The following is a 16476-nucleotide window of genomic DNA, read 5'->3' as shown; positions in this document are numbered from 1 at the left end:
TTAGGTGGTCATTTTGAATTGGAATCAGGTGCTCACTTTAAATTGGAATTGGGTGGTCAATATCACTGGAATTTGCAATTAGGCTTAAATTTTGATAACAACCGTTGTTTTGATTTTTTTGTACATTTAGACCTTCGGCTTTATGACTTTAGACTGTAAATAATTCTCCACGATGCGGTTTCAAAGCATCTCGTACCTGAATCATGTTTTCATCGGTGACCACCATAAAAGCAATGGCAAGCATTTCGCTTTGGATTTCGAATCCAGTGATATTCAATGGCAATTTTTCGATAGCAATGTATTCTTTCAAATGGATTTCATGGTGTTCGGCAGTTTTTGCGGAAGCTGGCCCACGGAAATCCCATATTAATTTTATTTTTCTGGACATTTTTCCCTAAGATTAATCGGTTAATGGTTTAACTGGGTAACTGTTTTAGCAGCCAAAGTTACAAACTCTAATTCGAAAACTAGTCAATTTTAAAAACTGAAAATGGATTCTGTTTTCTACAAGAAGAAGTCAGTACAAAATACTACTTTTGTACGTGGATTATTTTTGACATTTTAAAAGTCAAATAATCTGAAAATCGAATAATCTAAAAAAATGCCTCAAGAACTCTTATTACAAGTATCCCCGGAAATTGCAGCAAATGATTTGTTGCTAAAAAATCATTTATCAAAACAAATTACCGTTTCTGTAAATGAGATTCAGCATGTTTCTATTTTAAAGAGGTCGATCGATGCCCGCCAAAAAGCCATTAAAATCAATCTTAAAGTTGTGATTTATTTAAAAGGAGAGCTTTTTCAAGAGCAAAAAACACAACTTCCGGAGTATAAAAATGTTTCCTCAGCTCAAGAAGTAATTGTTGTTGGTGCCGGACCCGCCGGACTTTTTGCTGCTTTGCAATTGATCGAGTTAGGGTTAAGGCCTATAGTTATCGAGCGCGGAAAAGACGTTAGGGGCAGACGAAGAGATTTAAAAGCCATCAATCTCGATCATGTCGTCAATGAAGATTCCAATTATTGTTTTGGCGAAGGCGGTGCCGGAACCTATTCGGACGGGAAGTTGTATACGCGTTCTAAAAAAAGAGGTGATGTAACGCGTGTCTTGGAGTTGTTTGTCGCTTTTGGAGCCTCTGAAGATATTCTGATTGAGGCGCATCCGCATATTGGAACAAATAAATTACCTCAGATTATTCAGGACATTCGAGAGAAAATCATCGAATGTGGTGGACAGGTTTTATTTGAAACCCGATTGACCGATATTTTATTAAAAAATAATGAAGTTCAGGGTGTTATTACTCAAAACGGCGACACCATTCTTGCCAATAAACTCATTTTGGCTACGGGACATTCAGCTCGTGATATTTTCGAATTGTTAGACCGAAAAAAGATTTTTATCGAGGCCAAACCTTTTGCCTTGGGCGTGCGGGCAGAACATCCGCAATCTTTGATTGACAGCATTCAGTACAGTTGTGATTACCGTGGGGAGTTTTTACCTCCCGCTCCGTATTCTATTGTGAAACAAGTAGGAGGCCGGGGAATGTATTCCTTTTGTATGTGTCCTGGCGGCGTGATTGCTCCTTGCGCCACGAGTCCCGGCGAAGTGGTTACTAATGGTTGGTCCCCATCCAAAAGGGATCAGGCTACTGCTAATTCGGGAATTGTAATCGAATTGCAACTGGAGGATTTTAAACCTTTTGCTAAATTTGGTGCTTTGGCCGGAATGGAATTCCAAAAAAGTATCGAGCAACGCGCTTGGCATTTAGCTGGCGAAAGCCAAAAAGTGCCAGCACAACGCATGATTGATTTTACACAAAACCGAGTTTCATCGGATATCCCAAAAACATCGTATGTTCCCGGAACTACTTCGGTAGAAATGGGACAGGTTTTCCCCGATTTTTTAACGCAAATATTACGGGAAGGATTTACTGAATTTGGAAAATCAATGCGAGGTTATTTGACTAATGAAGCCGTGCTTCATGCGCCAGAATCCAGAACGTCATCCCCGGTGCGTATTCCCAGAGATCCCTTGACCTATGAACATGTTCAAATAAAAGGGCTGTATCCTTGTGGAGAAGGCGCAGGTTATGCAGGCGGAATTATTTCTGCCGCTATTGATGGCGAGAAATGTGCGTTGATGATTGGAGCGATTTTAAACCAAAAATAATCTGAATAGGAATTTAGGTTTTACTACAGATTTTCCAGCTTTGAAATAAACTTCACTAATTGCCACCAATATCAATTATTATTAATTGGCATTGGTGGCTTATGCTTAGAATTGCAGCCGTGCCAACTTTAAGTTTTCCCACTAAATCTAACCAGTTTTTTATAGCGTTCTTTATTTCTACTTTCAATGAATTTGAAAAAGTTAAAAAAAAAGAATTAATCCCCAAAATAAAAGGGATATAATATTCAGATTTTTGGCTTATTTAGGAAGTTTAGTAGTTGATTAATTAATGTCAACAAGATGGGTATTATCTGTTTTTGACAGCAACGGCAATTTTTGAATCAGCCGTTCCATAATACAAGAACCATTGTTTTTTAAAGTAAACTAATCCTTCTACAAAACAAACCTCATTTACTTCGCCTGTTTTTTCATAAGGCTTGTCCGGATGAAGGAAATAACTATCCATTCGGTCTATTAATTTATAGGGCTTTTCTTTGTCAAATAGCGCCTGGCTTGCTGCATAAGTGAATTTAGGTAAACTTGAATCATTATAATTTTCGGCATTACTTCCGTTGTAAATCAGCACGATACCTTGCTTTTGAAGTAATGCAAAAGGACCGGGTTCTACTAAACGACTATCAAAATACCCCATTCTGGGATGTAAAACAGTAATCATTTTTTTATTTTCATTATTTTCGGCTACTTCCCAATGGATGAGATCTTCAGAGGTTGCTATATACAAATCAGTATCCCCAAAATACATCCAGTATTTGCCTTTAATTTTTGTAGCTATGATTTTATCTTTGTATAATTTGCAAACTATAGCTCCGGATTTTGACCACAAGTCTTTGTATTTTTCTTCCCTTAATACTAAACCGTGTTTTGTCCATGTTTTTAAATCTTTTGAACTGGCTAAACAAAGACGCGCAGTTTTACCATCATAGGATGTGTAAGTCATAATGTAAGTCCCATTCTCGCTTTCTATAATTCTAGGATCTTCAACACCTCCTTTCCATTCGTATTGTTTCATCGTGTCGTTGTCCGGATAGAATATTGGTGTGGGTTGTTTTTTAAAGTGCAGTCCATCATCGCTGATAGCTAGGCCTAATCTTGATGTCATGTCTTTGTCTTGCGCTCTGTAGATGAGGTATACTTTTCCGTCTTTGACAATAGCGGATGGATTAAGAACATTTCGTTCTTCCCAGTGGACTTTTTTGTTGCTTATTGGAGATTGAAAAACAGGATGTAACTGTGGTTCTAAAATAGGGTTTAGGCTATCTACTTTTACAAAGTCGAGCATCGCCCAATCCTTACTTTTACTTTGTGATTTATAGATAGAATTACCGCCGCAACTCAGTAGGATAAATGCGAATATGAGCATGATGGTTAGTTTCATAATGGTTATATAAATATGGTTTTAAGTATTCTTGAAGGAGTTTATGATTCCTAGCGTTATTTAGTATTTATTTGTCTCCAATAGGTGTGAAAGAGTCTTGTACGGTAAAGTTGCATCTATTTTATTAAACAACAATTCTCTTTTTGAAGTTACTATGATTTTAATGCTTTTAAGATGTTTTTTTTACATGTATTATGCTCATAAGATGAAATTGTTTGGCTTATTTTTTTGTTACAAAAGGCAACCAATTCAAATAAAGCTCTCTGTTTCTTGATTTCAACCCGCAACTCATGGAAAGTTTTAACAGTATAGGAGTCAGACGTTTTTTATAAGACGAGGTTCTACGCCCTTTTTGGTATTTAAAATAGGTTTCAAGTGCTTTCATTTTACAGCTTTTTAGTTGGCAATTTTCCTAGAGATTTCTTTTGAATATGTTTAGTGTTTCCTTGACAGAATCAACTTTTAAGATGCAGACATAAATTTACTAAAAATCGTTAAAAAAAACAGGTTAAGTTGCTTTAAATAAATTATTTGAATATTATTTTTTTGAATCATACAAAGGTGTAAAAAAACCGAAAATTTCTTTTCGGTTGTAGTTTTAAAAACTTTTTAAAATTGTCTATTCAGGTACTAATTTATTTTTTAGCATTCATTTCCATATAATCTATAGTTAGGTCGGACATTGCTTTCATTCCTAATACAAAACTACCCTCGTCGATATAAAAATCGGGGGTATGATGTGAGGCTGTTTCGGCAGGATTTTTGCCTTTTGGCATTCCACCCAGGAAAAAGAAAAGTCCGGGAACTTTGTCTTGATAGTACGAAAAATCTTCAGCTCCAGTTGCTGCAGGAGTCAATACCACATTGTTTTTCCCCGCTACAGTTTCTAATGTAGGGAGCATTTTTTCAGTCAATATAGGATCGTTATAGGTAATCAGGGTTTGTTTAGTGATGATCACCTCGGCAGTAGCTCCGGCACTTTCTGCAATATTGGTGGTAATTTGTTTCAATCTATTATGGATCATTTCCTGAACTTGTTTGTCTAGGGTCCGAATCGTTCCTGCCATTTCAAGTTCTTCCGGTATAATATTACTTCTTACGCCAGATGTAATTTTTCCAACACTAACCACGGCCGCGGACTCCGTTAAATCTACATTGCGACTCACAATAGTTTGTAATCCCAATATTATTTGGGAAGCCGCAACAATAGGATCTACGGATTGCCATGGGCTGGCTCCGTGTGATTGTTTTCCTTTTATTTTTATCTTGAACCAGTCTGAGGAAGCCATCGCTCCTTTTGGACGGTAATTGATTTTGCCGACTTCGGTGTCTGCGCTAATGTGTAAGCCAAAAATCACATCTACTTTTGGATTTTCCAGAACGCCTTCTTTTACCATTAGTGCAGCTCCACCTTCTTCACCATCGGGAGCGCCTTCCTCAGCAGGTTGAAAAATGAATTTAACCGTTCCTTTTAATTCACTTTTGATAGCGGCCAGAATTTCAGCAGTTCCCATCAGCATGGCTATATGCGAATCATGTCCGCAAGCATGCATGACACCTACTTCCTGACCGTTGTATTCTCCCATTGCTTTTGAGGCAAAAGGAATGGCGACTCTTTCTGTTACAGGCAAGGCATCCATATCTGCCCTAAGTGCTACAACCGGACCGGGTTTTCCGCCTTTTAAAATTCCTACCACGCCAGTTTTGGCCACACCAGTTTGTACTTCCATGCCCAAAGAACGCAAATGTGTTGCTATTTTTTCGGCAGTTTTAAATTCTCTATTGCCTAATTCAGGGTTTTGGTGAAAGTCTCTCCGCCAGGTACTGACTTTAGATTCTAAGGAGGCTGCTTTTTGGGCAACCGTGGCTTTAAGAACGGAATTTTGTGCAGTAGCAAAAAAGGAGAAGGAGCATAAGCCAGCAAAAAGAATAATTTTTTTCATTAGTTGGTAGTGTAAAATTTGGTTGCTAAACAGCCTTTATTTTAGTTAAAAACACAGCTGTTTCGATTCTAAAGAAGGTCAGTTAGAAACAAATATAGCAAAATTATTTCGTCTGGCATTAATTTTAAATAGGGGTGTAAAGTGTCTTTTTTTTGAGTAGGATATAAAAAAACCGTCTTGTCATTTCAAACAAGACGGTATTCTTACTCTTTTATTTTTGTTTCTTCAATCGGTTTTTAAAAAGCTTTTCGAATTTCTCCATTTTAGGTTGAATTACCATTTGACAATAGGGTTGGTTCTTATTGTTGGCGTAGTAATTTTGATGGTAATCTTCTGCTTTGTAAAATTTAGTCAACGGTTCTAGTGTTGTTACTACCGGACTATCATAAATCTTGGCCTTTTTCATTGCGTTGATTATCGTTTGTGCTGATTTTTTTTGTGTTTCATTTTTATAAAAAATAGCGGAGCGGTATTGTGTTCCTACATCGGCACCTTGTCGGTTAAGTGTAGTTGGGTCATGTACCGTAAAAAAGACTTTGAAAATCTCATCTAGATTCGTTACGTTTTTGTCATAGGTAATTTTTACCACTTCCGCATAACCCGATCTTCCAGTTGACACATCTTCATAGGTAGGATTGGTGTTTTTGCCGCCTGCATATCCTGAGATTACCGATTGTACTCCAATGAGGTTCTCATAAACGGCCTCAACACACCAGTAACATCCACCGGCTAAAGTAATGGATTCAAGATTGGATTGCTTTGGTGTTTGACCTTGCGCAAACAAGCTACTGGTCGTTAAAATACATACTAAAAATAATTTTTTCATGTTATTTGGTATCAGGTATAAAGTCCAGTGCGATTGAATTCATGCAGTATCTTTTTTTGGTTGGTTCCGGCCCGTCATCAAAAAGATGACCTAAGTGACCGTCACATCTTCCGCAGAGCGCTTCAGTTCTTTCCATTCCCAGTGAATTATCGGTTTTATAAACCACACTGTTTTTATTGTCTTGTTCGAAAAAGCTTGGCCAGCCGCAAGTGCTGGAAAATTTGGCGCCGGAACGAAATAATTTGTTGCCACAGGCGGCACAATAATAAGTCCCCTTGTCATCTGTATTCCAGAATTTTCCTGTGAAAGGTCTTTCCGTATCCGCATTACGAGTTACTTCATAGACATCTTCGGGTAGAACTTTTTTCCATTCGGCATTACTTACTTTGAGTTTTGCAGTATCCGTATTGGAGTAATATGGGTTTCCAGGTTTTTCAATTGTGTTTTTCATTGTGACAGTTTTTTTTATAGGATCTTGTTTCTTTGTTGTTTGTGCACAGGCAGTGAACATGAATAAAGAGGTTAAAAATAATACACTTACGAATTGGTTTTTTGTTTTCATCTTTTTTTTATTTACAGTACAAATGTAAAGCGCTTTTTATTTTAAAATGTCGGCTACTTTGCAATTGAATTTTCTTTTATTTAAGTTTTTGATTCCTCTATATTTACGAAAAAAATAGCCTTTTAGTTTTGCGGGTCTTACCCACGCTAAATTGTAAATTAGAAGACTAATACAAAGAATATAAAATTAGAATATTAGGGTATTCAACACTCGTTAAACTTTTCACAAATTCAAAAACGGTACAGATACCCGTTCTTTTTTTGTATTTTTGACCTAATTATAAATCCACATGTTAGAAGAAAATGTAATCTTAGTTAATGAAAATGATGAGCAGATAGGGCTGATGCCTAAGCTTGAAGCGCATGAAAAAGCAGTTCTGCATCGTGCCTTTTCAGTTTTTGTTCTAAACAGTACGAATGAAATCATGCTGCAGCAGCGGGCAGGTGAAAAATACCATTCCCCGTTATTGTGGACTAATACATGTTGCAGTCATCAACGCGAGGGAGAAACAAATATTCAGGCGGGAAACCGAAGGCTATTTGAGGAAATGGGTTTTAAAACAGAACTCAAAGAACTTTTTCATTTTATTTATAAAGCGCCGTTTGATAATGGCTTGACGGAGCATGAACTTGATCATGTGATGATTGGCTATTATAACGACGCACCGGTCATCAATCCGGAGGAAGTGGAAGACTGGAAATGGATGAATATTGAGGATGTTAAAATGGATATGGAATTGCAGCCGGCCTTATACACCGTTTGGTTCAAAATAATTTTTGACGAGTTTTATTATTTTTTGGAAGAACATAAAAGCCCTTTGTCTCTGAACTCGAGCACAGATAACCCCTAATTTATACGTTTTATGAAAGTGACTATTTCACGAAAAGCCCATTTCAATGCGGCTCACAGATTGCATAGGAAAGATTGGACTTTTGAACAAAATGATGCCGTTTTTGGCAAGTGCAACAATCCAAATTTCCACGGGCATAACTATGAACTGATAGTAAGTGTGACTGGGGAAATTGATCCGGAAACGGGTTATGTAATGGATGTGAAATTTCTGAGTGATATTATTAAAGAGGAAGTTGAGCATCAGTTTGATCATAAAAATCTGAACTTGGATGTTCCGGAGTTTCAGGATTTGAATCCAACAGCTGAAAATATTGTAGTAGTCATTTGGAATAAAATTAGAAAAAGAATCAAGGCAGAGTTTAAATTAGAAGTGGTTTTATACGAAACACCTCGGAATTTTGTAACTTATAAAGGAGAATAATGGAGCTAAAAGTAGGAGATACTATTCCCCATTTCATGGCGAAAGACACCAATGGAACTGATTTTGACAGTAGAAACGTAGTAGGCCAAAAACCGCTTGTAATTTATTTTTATCCTAAAGATAATTCGCCTGGATGTACTGCGCAAGCCTGTAGTTTTAGGGATCAATACGAAGATTTTAAGGATTTGGGTGCAGAAGTGATAGGGATTAGCAGCGATAGCGTTGCCTCACATCAAAAATTCAGCAAACAATTCAAACTGCCTTTTATTCTCTTGTCCGATTCTGATAAAAAAATAAGAAAACTTTTTGGGGTTCCCTCTGGAATGTTCGGGTTGCTTCCGGGACGAGTGACTTATGTAACGGATAAAAACGGAGTAGTACAAATGATTTTTGACAGTATTCTGGCAACAAAACATATTCCTAAAGCACTTGAAGCCATTAAAAAATTAGTATAATCAATTACAAGATGTGATTTGCTACCTTTCTGATTGGAATTAATTTATACTTTTTTCGGTAGTTTAACGGACTCCTGTAAATGGAAACCTATTTTGGTGGAAAACAATATTGATTTGTTTACATTTGGGACTCAAAAAAAATAGTTACATGACATTTTATCCCTTACAGTTTAAACCCATTTTGAAAGAAAGAATCTGGGGTGGTGAAAAATTAAAAACAATACTTAATAAACCCATTGCCTCAACGCATATTGGCGAAAGTTGGGAGTTATCGACTGTAGCAGGAGATGTCAGTATTGTGGCTCACGGAGATTGGAAAGGCAGTGCATTGACAGATATTATTAATGAGTTTCCTGAGAAAATCCTAGGGACAGCAGTTTATAATCGCTTTGGAAAGCAATTTCCGTTGCTTTTTAAATATTTAGATGCCCGTCAAGATTTGTCTATTCAAGTACATCCTAATGATGCCTTAGCAAAAAAACGCCACAATTCTTTTGGTAAAACAGAGATGTGGTATATCATGCAAGCAGATGATGACGCCCGAATTATTGTAGGTTTCAAAGAAAAATCGAATCCCGAAGCCTATTTAGAAAACCTAAAAAATAAAACCCTGCTCTCTATTCTGGATGATATAAAGGTACAAGCAGGAGATGTTTTCTTTCTGGAAACCGGCACTGTTCACGCTATTGGTGCTGGATTAATGGTGGCCGAGATTCAACAAACTTCGGATATTACGTATCGATTGTATGATTTTGATCGAGTAGATACGAATGGGAATACCAGAGAATTGCATGTGGATTTGGCATTGGAAGCGATCAATTACAACACAGTTGAAACTAAAAAAGAATACTCTAAGAATAGCAATGAGTCTAATCCAGTGGTTGATTGTCCTTACTTTACCACTAACTTTATCCCGCTAGATGGAGCTATTTCAGTTTCTAAATCTGGAGAAAGCTTTACCGTATATATGTGTGTGGAAGGAGCATTTGAAATAGAATTTGACAATTCAAAACTAGAATATAAAAAGGGAGATACCGTTTTGATTCCTGCTGCCATGCATGCATTCATTATCAATGGAAAAGCTTCAATTTTAGAAATTTACATTTCATAGTCGGTAATAGAAAGATTATGTGTACTTTTGCAGACGCAAATTAAAATTCAAATTTTAAAAAAATAAAAATGGCAAACATTAAGAATTTAAAAAAAGACATCAACTACGTTTTAGGAGATATTATTGAAGCAGTTTACTTGTTCGAAATTTCTACAACAGGAAAACCAACAACAGAAACGAATGCTTTAATTGACGAAGCGATTGCTGCTTTTGACACTTTAATCACAAAGGTAAATGTTAAAAAAGTAGAAAATAAAAAAGCACACTTCAAACAAATTAATGTTGAATTGGAACAAACTGCTAATCAATTGATTGCTAAAATCAACGAATTGTAGTCAAAAAAAAAGCAAAAAAAGTTTGAATTTGTTTTGGAAAACAGAAATTCAGACCTATATTTGCACCCGTAATGAGTCGCCAGCGTAGCTCAGTTGGCTAGAGCAGCTGATTTGTAATCAGCAGGTCGTGGGTTCGAGTCCCTCCGCCGGCTCTTTGATAAAACCATTCCGTCTTAAGCGGGATGGTTTTTTGTTTTTGGGGACATGACAATTGATTCCTATTTAATGCTTTTCATAATTTTTTTTGTTAAATTTGGGTTCTAACAAAAAAACAAATACATATGGAAGAGCATTCAGTGATTGAAAGTTTCGAAATGAAACTTAGCGCCTCTGCTAAGGGCTTTTTGAAAGAAACCGCAAAGTGGGCCTATTTTTTGTCCATTCTTGGTTACATCGGAATTGGGTTTATTATTTTTGTTGCTTTATTCGCCGGAACGCTATTCTCTGCTATGGCTAAGGTGAATCCTGCTATGGGAATGATGGGATCTTCTTTTGGGTTTGTAATGGCTTTTGTATACTTTTTGATAGCCATTCTTTATTTTTTTCCGGTATATTACTTGAATAAGTTTGCTTCAAATGCCAAAGCAGCATTCCAAAACAATGATTCAGATGCCTTGACTACTTCGTTAGAATACCTAAAGTCACATTATAAATACATTGGAATTATGACTCTGGTTGTTTTCTCTCTTTATCTTTTACTATTTGTAGGAATGATTGTTGCTGGAATAACTTCTAGTGCGCTATAGTGTGTTTTTAGGTCCTTAAACTGCTTTTATTCAGTATGTTAATCGGACTGTAATTATAAAACAAAAAACCATCTTGCCTTAACAAGATGGTTTTTGTTTCATTTTTTTTTAGAACATAAATTATGAAAAAATACTACTCAGGATAGAATACGAGGAGGTTCTAATAGTACTTCTCTTAATTTGTATGATTATTGCTGTTTTTTGATTGTTGCTACATACTCTGTTAATTGCTTTCCATAAAGAGATTTTGCCACTTTAGGAGACATTGATTTTTGAATCGTATCTAAGTATTTTATGTTGATGTCGTAAATCTGGGATAAGGCAATATAAGGCGCCACTTCGTAGTCTCTGTTGTTTAGAGCGAAATTTGTGGCAAATAAGTATTTTCTTTTCAAGTTAGAATCCTGTTTTGCTCCTATGCTATCAATGGTTTTTATGTTTTGACTTTTTACTGCATTGAATTTTTTTTCTATTAAAGTAAGACTTTCATCGGTGAAGCGGCTGTTTATTTTTTTAAATTCTTCAAAGATTTCATTGTTTTTAGAACCTGTAATTGTAGCATCAGATAAGTAGCGATCTAAACTGGTTTCAATAGTTATTTTTCCCGGCTCAGCAAAGAAAGGCAGGTTGTTGTCCATGGAATTACTCACGCCTCTGTCTAGAAACAAGTATAGCATTTCAGGTGATTTTAGATCTAAGTGACTTTCAAAAACGGCGCTTCCGTCAATATGAATCGTGTCAATTGCAACCAGCATTGTATCAACGACTCTTTGGATGTATAAAGTTCCTTTTTTTAATCCTTTAATATTTCCGGTAATGTGTACATTCCCTCCAGGTTCCCCCTTATTACAGGACGATAAAAGGATTAAAGTGATAAATGCTAGAATAGTTTTTTTCATGTGAAGTTAAAATTTGTTTTTTAGGACATGGCATCGTCATTTTTTATGATTTGTCCTGATATCTCGGGATAGAATCCTGGCGATTTGATTAGTGTTTAGATTTTGGCGCAAAATAAAGAAAATTGTTGGAATGATTTTGCTAACACATTCAAATTTATCAAAAAAAATCCCAATTTATTTCTAAATTGAGATGTTCCTCATTAAATTATCAATTTAAGCTTTTAACCAGGCTTCTTTTAAAACGGTTTTGGACGTATCAGTGGCTTTAAGAACTTCTTTTTCTTCGTAAGGAAGTGTAACTTTTCCTTTGATTATTTGTTCTTTTCCATCCCGTTTTATCTTAATTGTGATTGTATCGTTCTCTTTCCAGTTTTGACTTTCAGCAATCATTTCATAAATATTGTCTAATGAATAAGGTTTTTCATTTATAGAGATGATGATGTCGCCTCCTTTTAGCTCTAAAGTGGTATAAAAATCGTTTAGTTCTATAGTTGGAATTACGATAATTTCCTTTGTTTGTTGGTTCACGGTTATGTACGGGGATTGTCCTTTTAAGAACACATTACCAGGTACTTTTGCCATAGCTTTTGTGATGCCTACTTTAGCTAAGTACGTTTCATACGGTATTGGTGTTGGTCCGGAAACATAAGTTGTTAAAAAAGTCCCTACTTCAGGGTAGGTAAATGAAGTTATTTTTGCAAAAAGGTCCTTGTCATTAAACGGTTTTGAAGCGCCATATTCATTTGATAACTTTTGCATCAAATCAAGAATTCCTCTTTCTCCGTTGCTTTTTTCTCTGATAATGATATCCAGACACATTCCAATAAGAGCTCCTTTTTCATATACGTTCAAGTATTGGGCTTTGTAAGGTTCAGTCAACACATTTGCGCTCATCGTTGTGAAAGGCATCGTGTCATTCATTGCATTTGCATGTGCAATTTTTTCAGACATACGCGTATAAAATTCCTCTTCTGTAATTAATCCTTGATTAATCTGAAAAAGATTGGCAAAATATTCCGTCACCCCTTCGTACAGCCATAAATGTTCTGACATTTTAGGCGTGTTGTAATCAAAATAGTGAATTTCTTTAGAATGAATGGTTAAAGGAGTTACGATATGAAAAAATTCATGCGAAACTACATCTTTCATTGATTGTACCAATTCTTCTTTTGGCATAATTTCCGGTAAAACCACTGTAGTGGCCGTAGGGTGTTCTAAGGCTCCAAATCCCTTTGCATCAGTATCTTTCATGCTTGATAAATACAACAAGACGGTATATTTTTTGGTAGCGTTTATTTTTCCTAAAAATGTTTTTTGAGCAGTCATCATGGTTTTCATCTCTGGAGTAATACTTTCAGCAGTTACTTTTCCGGTAGGCGAAAAAACACTGATCAATATTTCCATACCGTCTACAGTAAAAGTAGTGTAGTCCGGTTTAGCATACATAATTGGATTTTCAACTAATTGAGCATAACGAGCTGTTGTAAATACATCATTTGTAGTACTTGCGTCTTGATCTGTCATGGAAGTTGCTCCCCAAAGTGTTTCCGGATGGGCTATATTTACTGTATAAGCAAGGTCTTTTTTGTCTTGAAAATAGCCCACAAAGCCATGCATGTTTAGCATGAAATTGACTCCTGCGTCTATATTTGTTCCGGCAGGAGAGAAAACATCATTCTTGCCAAAGCCGCTTCCCTTTTCAGTATCAAATGTGTCGTTAACCCAATAGGTTATTTTAGTGACAGTTTTGGCATTCTTGATATTCCAGGTGTTGTCATCCGTTTTGTTAACCGGAAGTATATTGCCCTTACTGTCAAAAGCTTTTAGATCTTCAATGTATTTTCCATAATCATCAATAGAGTAGGTGCCAGGGACAATTTTAGGAATGCTGTAAGTGACTTCATCAGTGCTAATTTTTGGTGCGGTAATCGTAACCATTACTTTGTCCTCTTTAACATCATTTAAGTTGATTGCTACGTGTACTACATCGGTAATTGATTTTGAAACATTTGCTGAAGTGCCAACAGTTTTACAGCTCCAAAGAAGAGTAGCAAATGCTATTGCAAAAAATATTTTTTTCATTTGTATTGTTTTTTGTTTATTGTATAGGTTTTTTACAAGAGGGAATTGTTGCCCCTTATAACGATTTTATAAAGCCAGTTATTGCTGTCACCACTTTTGGAGCAATGGGTAAGTCCGGATTAGAATAGGATTTCATATTTACAGAATCATCTCCATTTATCTCTTTGAAAATATGATTCATTTTCTCGATCAGAACTAGCTCTGCTTCCGGTTTGGCTTTTTTTAACAGTTCTGCTTCAGCAACTGACACCTGTAAATCTGCAGTTCCGTTTAGCAGTAGTACGGGTATTTTTAACTTTGCAATTTCAATTTGCGGATTGTATTTTATCCATGAAATCATATAGGGCTGGATGCTTGCTCTAAAAAGGGAAGCTAACATGGGGTTTTTTAACTCGAAAGTTTCTCCGTTTTTAAGAATGTCTAGGTTTTTCTGAACTTCTTCTTTGAGGTAAGGGGCTTGTTTTGCTATTTGTTCCACCAGAACAGCATCAATCGTTCTTCCGGCTCCAGCTAATGAAATAAAAGCATCCGCTTTGCCATTTGCAGCAATCATTCCTATTAAGGAACCTTCGCTGTGTCCGGCAATTATTATTTTGTTGTACTTTTTTTGATTTTTAAAAAACAGCAAAACGGTGGTTGCGTCAGTGATGAAATCATCAAAAGTAAGGGTAGCTTCATTTACCGTTCCACTCTTCATTTGAGCAAAGATTCTTTTATCATAGCTAAAAACGGCAATATCATTTTTAGTTAATTCTTCGGATAAATATTTCAGGGAATTATTGGGGAGTCCTTTTTGATTTCCGTCCCTGTCTGTAGGGCCTGAACCTGCAATAAGGATGACAAGATTCGTCTTTTTGTTTTGTTTTAAAGGAGAGTACAACGACCCATTTAACAATGGATTTATAGTAACTTCATCCTTATTAAAAGATTGAATTGCTGTTTCTGTTTGTGAATGGCAGAGTATTGAACACGAGATCAGGAGTACGAGTAGTAATTTTTTCATTTTATTTCGCATTTAATTCGTTTATTGTTTCTTCCGGATTTTCGACTTCAATAATTAGTTTATTGTAATAGGAATCTTTGAGTTCAACAATAATTGCATTTTTTTTATTGCAAACGTCCCAAAAGTTGCGTTTTCCTTTTTTGATATAAGTGCCAGCAGTTATAACCCATGGTAATTGGGTGCCTGGCATTTTCCAGCCGATCCAAAATGTAAATTCATCGTTGCTTTGATACGCTCGGATTATTTTATCTTTCGGTACACGAATCTTATTTTCGAAAGCCCAAAATGTATGACTTCCTAGAATATCAAAAACAAATTCGTTTTCGTTTGATGTTACTGAAACCATAAATGTATGAGTTGAGACTGCTGTTTTAAAACAGAAAACTCCCGAATATCAGGAGTTTTATTTTAATCTAGTTTGTTTTTTATGTAATATTTACCGTCTAAGTCTTCGTCAAAATCATCCACTTTTATGGGTTTTGGTTTTGGTTTATTTGCGGTAGCTTTCTTTTTCCACATTTCAAATTTTTCTGCCGGCATCTTCTTCTTCATTATCTCTAGGATCTCTTTTTCGGCCAAACCAAATTCTTTTTTAATGATTTCAAAAGGATTTTTTTCTTCTAAAGCCATTGTAACAAGTTTTTCTGTTTGCTCCCAGTTCAATTCTTTGCGGTTACTCTTTTTCATCACGTGAAAATTAATTCAAATAGGTGTTAATGATTATTAAATTAAATTTTTTAATTTCATTCAATATTAAGAAAAATTATAATTACTTTTTCTCAAAAGATGATTTTTTTTAATTTTTTTAATTTTTTTTCTTTAATGGCTGTTTTTGAAACGGTATTTTCAATAAATTCTTTAATGCATTGTGTTCCTCAGGATTGGGATGGGTATCAATTCCGTAAATAATTTCTTCTTTTGGAAGTGTCATAAATGTGCCAAATAACCGATCCCAGATTGAAAATATATTGCCATAATTACTATCGGTATAGGGCAAAACATGATGGTGGTGTACTTTGTGCATGTCTGGCGATACGATAAAATAGCTCATAATAGTATCTATTTTTTTAGGAAGTGAAATGTTAGCATGATTGAATTGCGTGGCTACAACAGATAATGTTTGGTAAAGGAAAACCATCCACATGGGGCTTCCAATGATTAAAACACCCAAAGCGGTAAATGTAAATCGGATCACACTTTCTCCCGGATGGTGTCTATTGGCGGTTGTGGTGTCAATCCAGGTGTCTGTATGATGAATCAAATGAAAACGCCACAGAAACTTGGTTTTATGTTCGACTAGATGCACCAGATAAGCGCCTATTAAATCCAATAAAAGCAATCCAATAAGGGCGTAAAGCCATAGCGGCATTTCAGGAAGCCATTGTAAAATTCCAAAATTTGTAGCAATTGTCCAGTCAGCCGCTTTTAATAAAATAAAAGCTAGGCAAAAATTGACAGCAATAGTCGTGAAGGTCATAAAAATATTGATGCCGGCGTGATGCCATTTTTTATAGGTGAAGTTAAAAAGCGGAAAAGCATTTTCGATCAGCCAGAAAAAAGTGATTCCGCCCACAAGAATTAAACTTCGGTGTGACGATGGAATGGTAGAAAAATAAGTAATGATATCATTCATAATTCAGATATTTATTCCAAATTTAATAATTTTTTATGAAAGTAA

The 16476-nt window shown here is 35.7% G+C and carries 19 protein-coding genes and 1 tRNA gene; 8 read left to right on the top strand and 12 right to left on the bottom strand.

All coding sequences use genetic code 11. From position 1 onward, the window contains the following. Positions 1-148 precede the first annotated feature (148 nt). Positions 149-388, bottom strand: a complete 240-nt coding sequence (locus EKM01_RS09355; protein ID WP_126462062.1) for a hypothetical protein — start codon at positions 386-388, stop codon at positions 149-151. A 213-nt stretch (positions 389-601) separates the two neighbouring features. Between EKM01_RS09355 and EKM01_RS09350 the strand changes: the two genes are divergently transcribed. Beyond that, entirely contained in the window at positions 602-2167 is a 1566-nt protein-coding gene (locus EKM01_RS09350) for an NAD(P)/FAD-dependent oxidoreductase (protein WP_126555154.1), read from the top strand. 307 nt (positions 2168-2474) lie between these two features. On the opposite strand, the gene EKM01_RS09345 is transcribed toward EKM01_RS09350, so the two are convergent. The 5 genes from EKM01_RS09345 to msrB form a co-directional block, all read right to left on the bottom strand. Then, entirely contained in the window at positions 2475-3563 is a 1089-nt protein-coding gene (locus tag EKM01_RS09345; protein WP_126462068.1) for a glycoside hydrolase family 130 protein, read from the bottom strand. A 220-nt stretch (positions 3564-3783) separates the two neighbouring features. Continuing rightward, complete coding sequence (locus tag EKM01_RS14585) at positions 3784-3948, bottom strand: hypothetical protein (protein WP_156063255.1); 165 nt, start codon at positions 3946-3948, stop codon at positions 3784-3786. 250 nt (positions 3949-4198) lie between these two features. Further along, entirely contained in the window at positions 4199-5506 is a 1308-nt protein-coding gene (locus EKM01_RS09340) for an amidohydrolase (RefSeq protein WP_126462070.1), read from the bottom strand. Positions 5507-5717: 211 nt separating this feature from the next. Beyond that, positions 5718-6332, bottom strand: coding sequence for a peptide-methionine (S)-S-oxide reductase MsrA (gene msrA, locus EKM01_RS09335; RefSeq protein ID WP_126555148.1), 615 nt, complete (start codon positions 6330-6332; stop codon positions 5718-5720). A gap of 1 nt (position 6333) precedes the next feature. Beyond that, positions 6334-6894 carry a peptide-methionine (R)-S-oxide reductase MsrB gene (gene msrB, locus EKM01_RS09330; RefSeq protein ID WP_126568738.1) on the bottom strand — a complete coding sequence of 187 codons (561 nt, stop codon included), beginning with the start codon at positions 6892-6894 and terminating at the stop codon, positions 6334-6336. Between the two features lie 289 nt (positions 6895-7183). On the opposite strand from msrB, the gene idi reads away from it, so the two are divergent. From idi to EKM01_RS09295, 7 genes are all read left to right on the top strand, one after another. Continuing rightward, positions 7184-7744, top strand: coding sequence for an isopentenyl-diphosphate Delta-isomerase (gene idi, locus EKM01_RS09325; protein ID WP_126768022.1), 561 nt, complete (start codon positions 7184-7186; stop codon positions 7742-7744). A 12-nt stretch (positions 7745-7756) separates the two neighbouring features. Then, positions 7757-8167 carry a 6-carboxytetrahydropterin synthase gene (locus EKM01_RS09320; RefSeq protein ID WP_126555142.1) on the top strand — a complete coding sequence of 137 codons (411 nt, stop codon included), beginning with the start codon at positions 7757-7759 and terminating at the stop codon, positions 8165-8167. Beyond that, a complete protein-coding gene (locus EKM01_RS09315; protein ID WP_126562251.1) occupies positions 8167-8622 on the top strand; it encodes a peroxiredoxin in 456 nt (151 codons plus the stop codon). The genes EKM01_RS09320 and EKM01_RS09315 overlap by 1 nt, the downstream gene beginning before the upstream one ends. Before the next feature lie 148 nt (positions 8623-8770). After that, a complete protein-coding gene (locus tag EKM01_RS09310; protein ID WP_126563833.1) occupies positions 8771-9733 on the top strand; it encodes a type I phosphomannose isomerase catalytic subunit in 963 nt (320 codons plus the stop codon). 68 nt (positions 9734-9801) lie between these two features. Continuing rightward, entirely contained in the window at positions 9802-10068 is a 267-nt protein-coding gene (locus EKM01_RS09305; protein WP_126453511.1) for a hypothetical protein, read from the top strand. Positions 10069-10146: 78 nt separating this feature from the next. After that, positions 10147-10220: transfer RNA gene (locus EKM01_RS09300), tRNA-Thr, on the top strand. Between the two features lie 129 nt (positions 10221-10349). Beyond that, positions 10350-10814, top strand: coding sequence for a hypothetical protein (locus tag EKM01_RS09295; RefSeq protein ID WP_126768019.1), 465 nt, complete (start codon positions 10350-10352; stop codon positions 10812-10814). Between the two features lie 188 nt (positions 10815-11002). On the opposite strand, the gene EKM01_RS09290 is transcribed toward EKM01_RS09295, so the two are convergent. From EKM01_RS09290 to EKM01_RS09265, 6 genes are all read right to left on the bottom strand, one after another. Then, positions 11003-11713: a DUF4369 domain-containing protein gene (locus EKM01_RS09290; protein ID WP_126768017.1), complete on the bottom strand. Its 711-nt coding sequence runs from the start codon at positions 11711-11713 to the stop codon at positions 11003-11005. Positions 11714-11926: 213 nt separating this feature from the next. Beyond that, a complete protein-coding gene (locus EKM01_RS09285; RefSeq protein WP_126768014.1) occupies positions 11927-13795 on the bottom strand; it encodes a peptidase M61 in 1869 nt (622 codons plus the stop codon). A gap of 55 nt (positions 13796-13850) precedes the next feature. Beyond that, positions 13851-14798, bottom strand: a complete 948-nt coding sequence (locus EKM01_RS09280; protein ID WP_126576482.1) for an alpha/beta hydrolase — start codon at positions 14796-14798, stop codon at positions 13851-13853. A 1-nt stretch (position 14799) separates the two neighbouring features. Further along, complete coding sequence (locus EKM01_RS09275) at positions 14800-15144, bottom strand: hypothetical protein (protein WP_126576481.1); 345 nt, start codon at positions 15142-15144, stop codon at positions 14800-14802. 62 nt (positions 15145-15206) lie between these two features. Beyond that, positions 15207-15485: a DUF2805 domain-containing protein gene (locus tag EKM01_RS09270; protein WP_126462107.1), complete on the bottom strand. Its 279-nt coding sequence runs from the start codon at positions 15483-15485 to the stop codon at positions 15207-15209. A 118-nt stretch (positions 15486-15603) separates the two neighbouring features. Next, positions 15604-16431 (bottom strand): sterol desaturase family protein, encoded by an 828-nt coding sequence (locus tag EKM01_RS09265; protein ID WP_126462110.1) that lies wholly within the window; start codon positions 16429-16431, stop codon positions 15604-15606. Positions 16432-16476: the final 45 nt, after the last annotated feature.

The sequence above is a fragment of the Flavobacterium sp. RSP46 genome (genome assembly GCF_003984825.1).
Taxonomy (GTDB): domain Bacteria; phylum Bacteroidota; class Bacteroidia; order Flavobacteriales; family Flavobacteriaceae; genus Flavobacterium.
The sequence above is the reverse complement of the archived record's forward strand: the minus strand, read 5'-3'. Positions and strand labels throughout refer to the sequence as shown.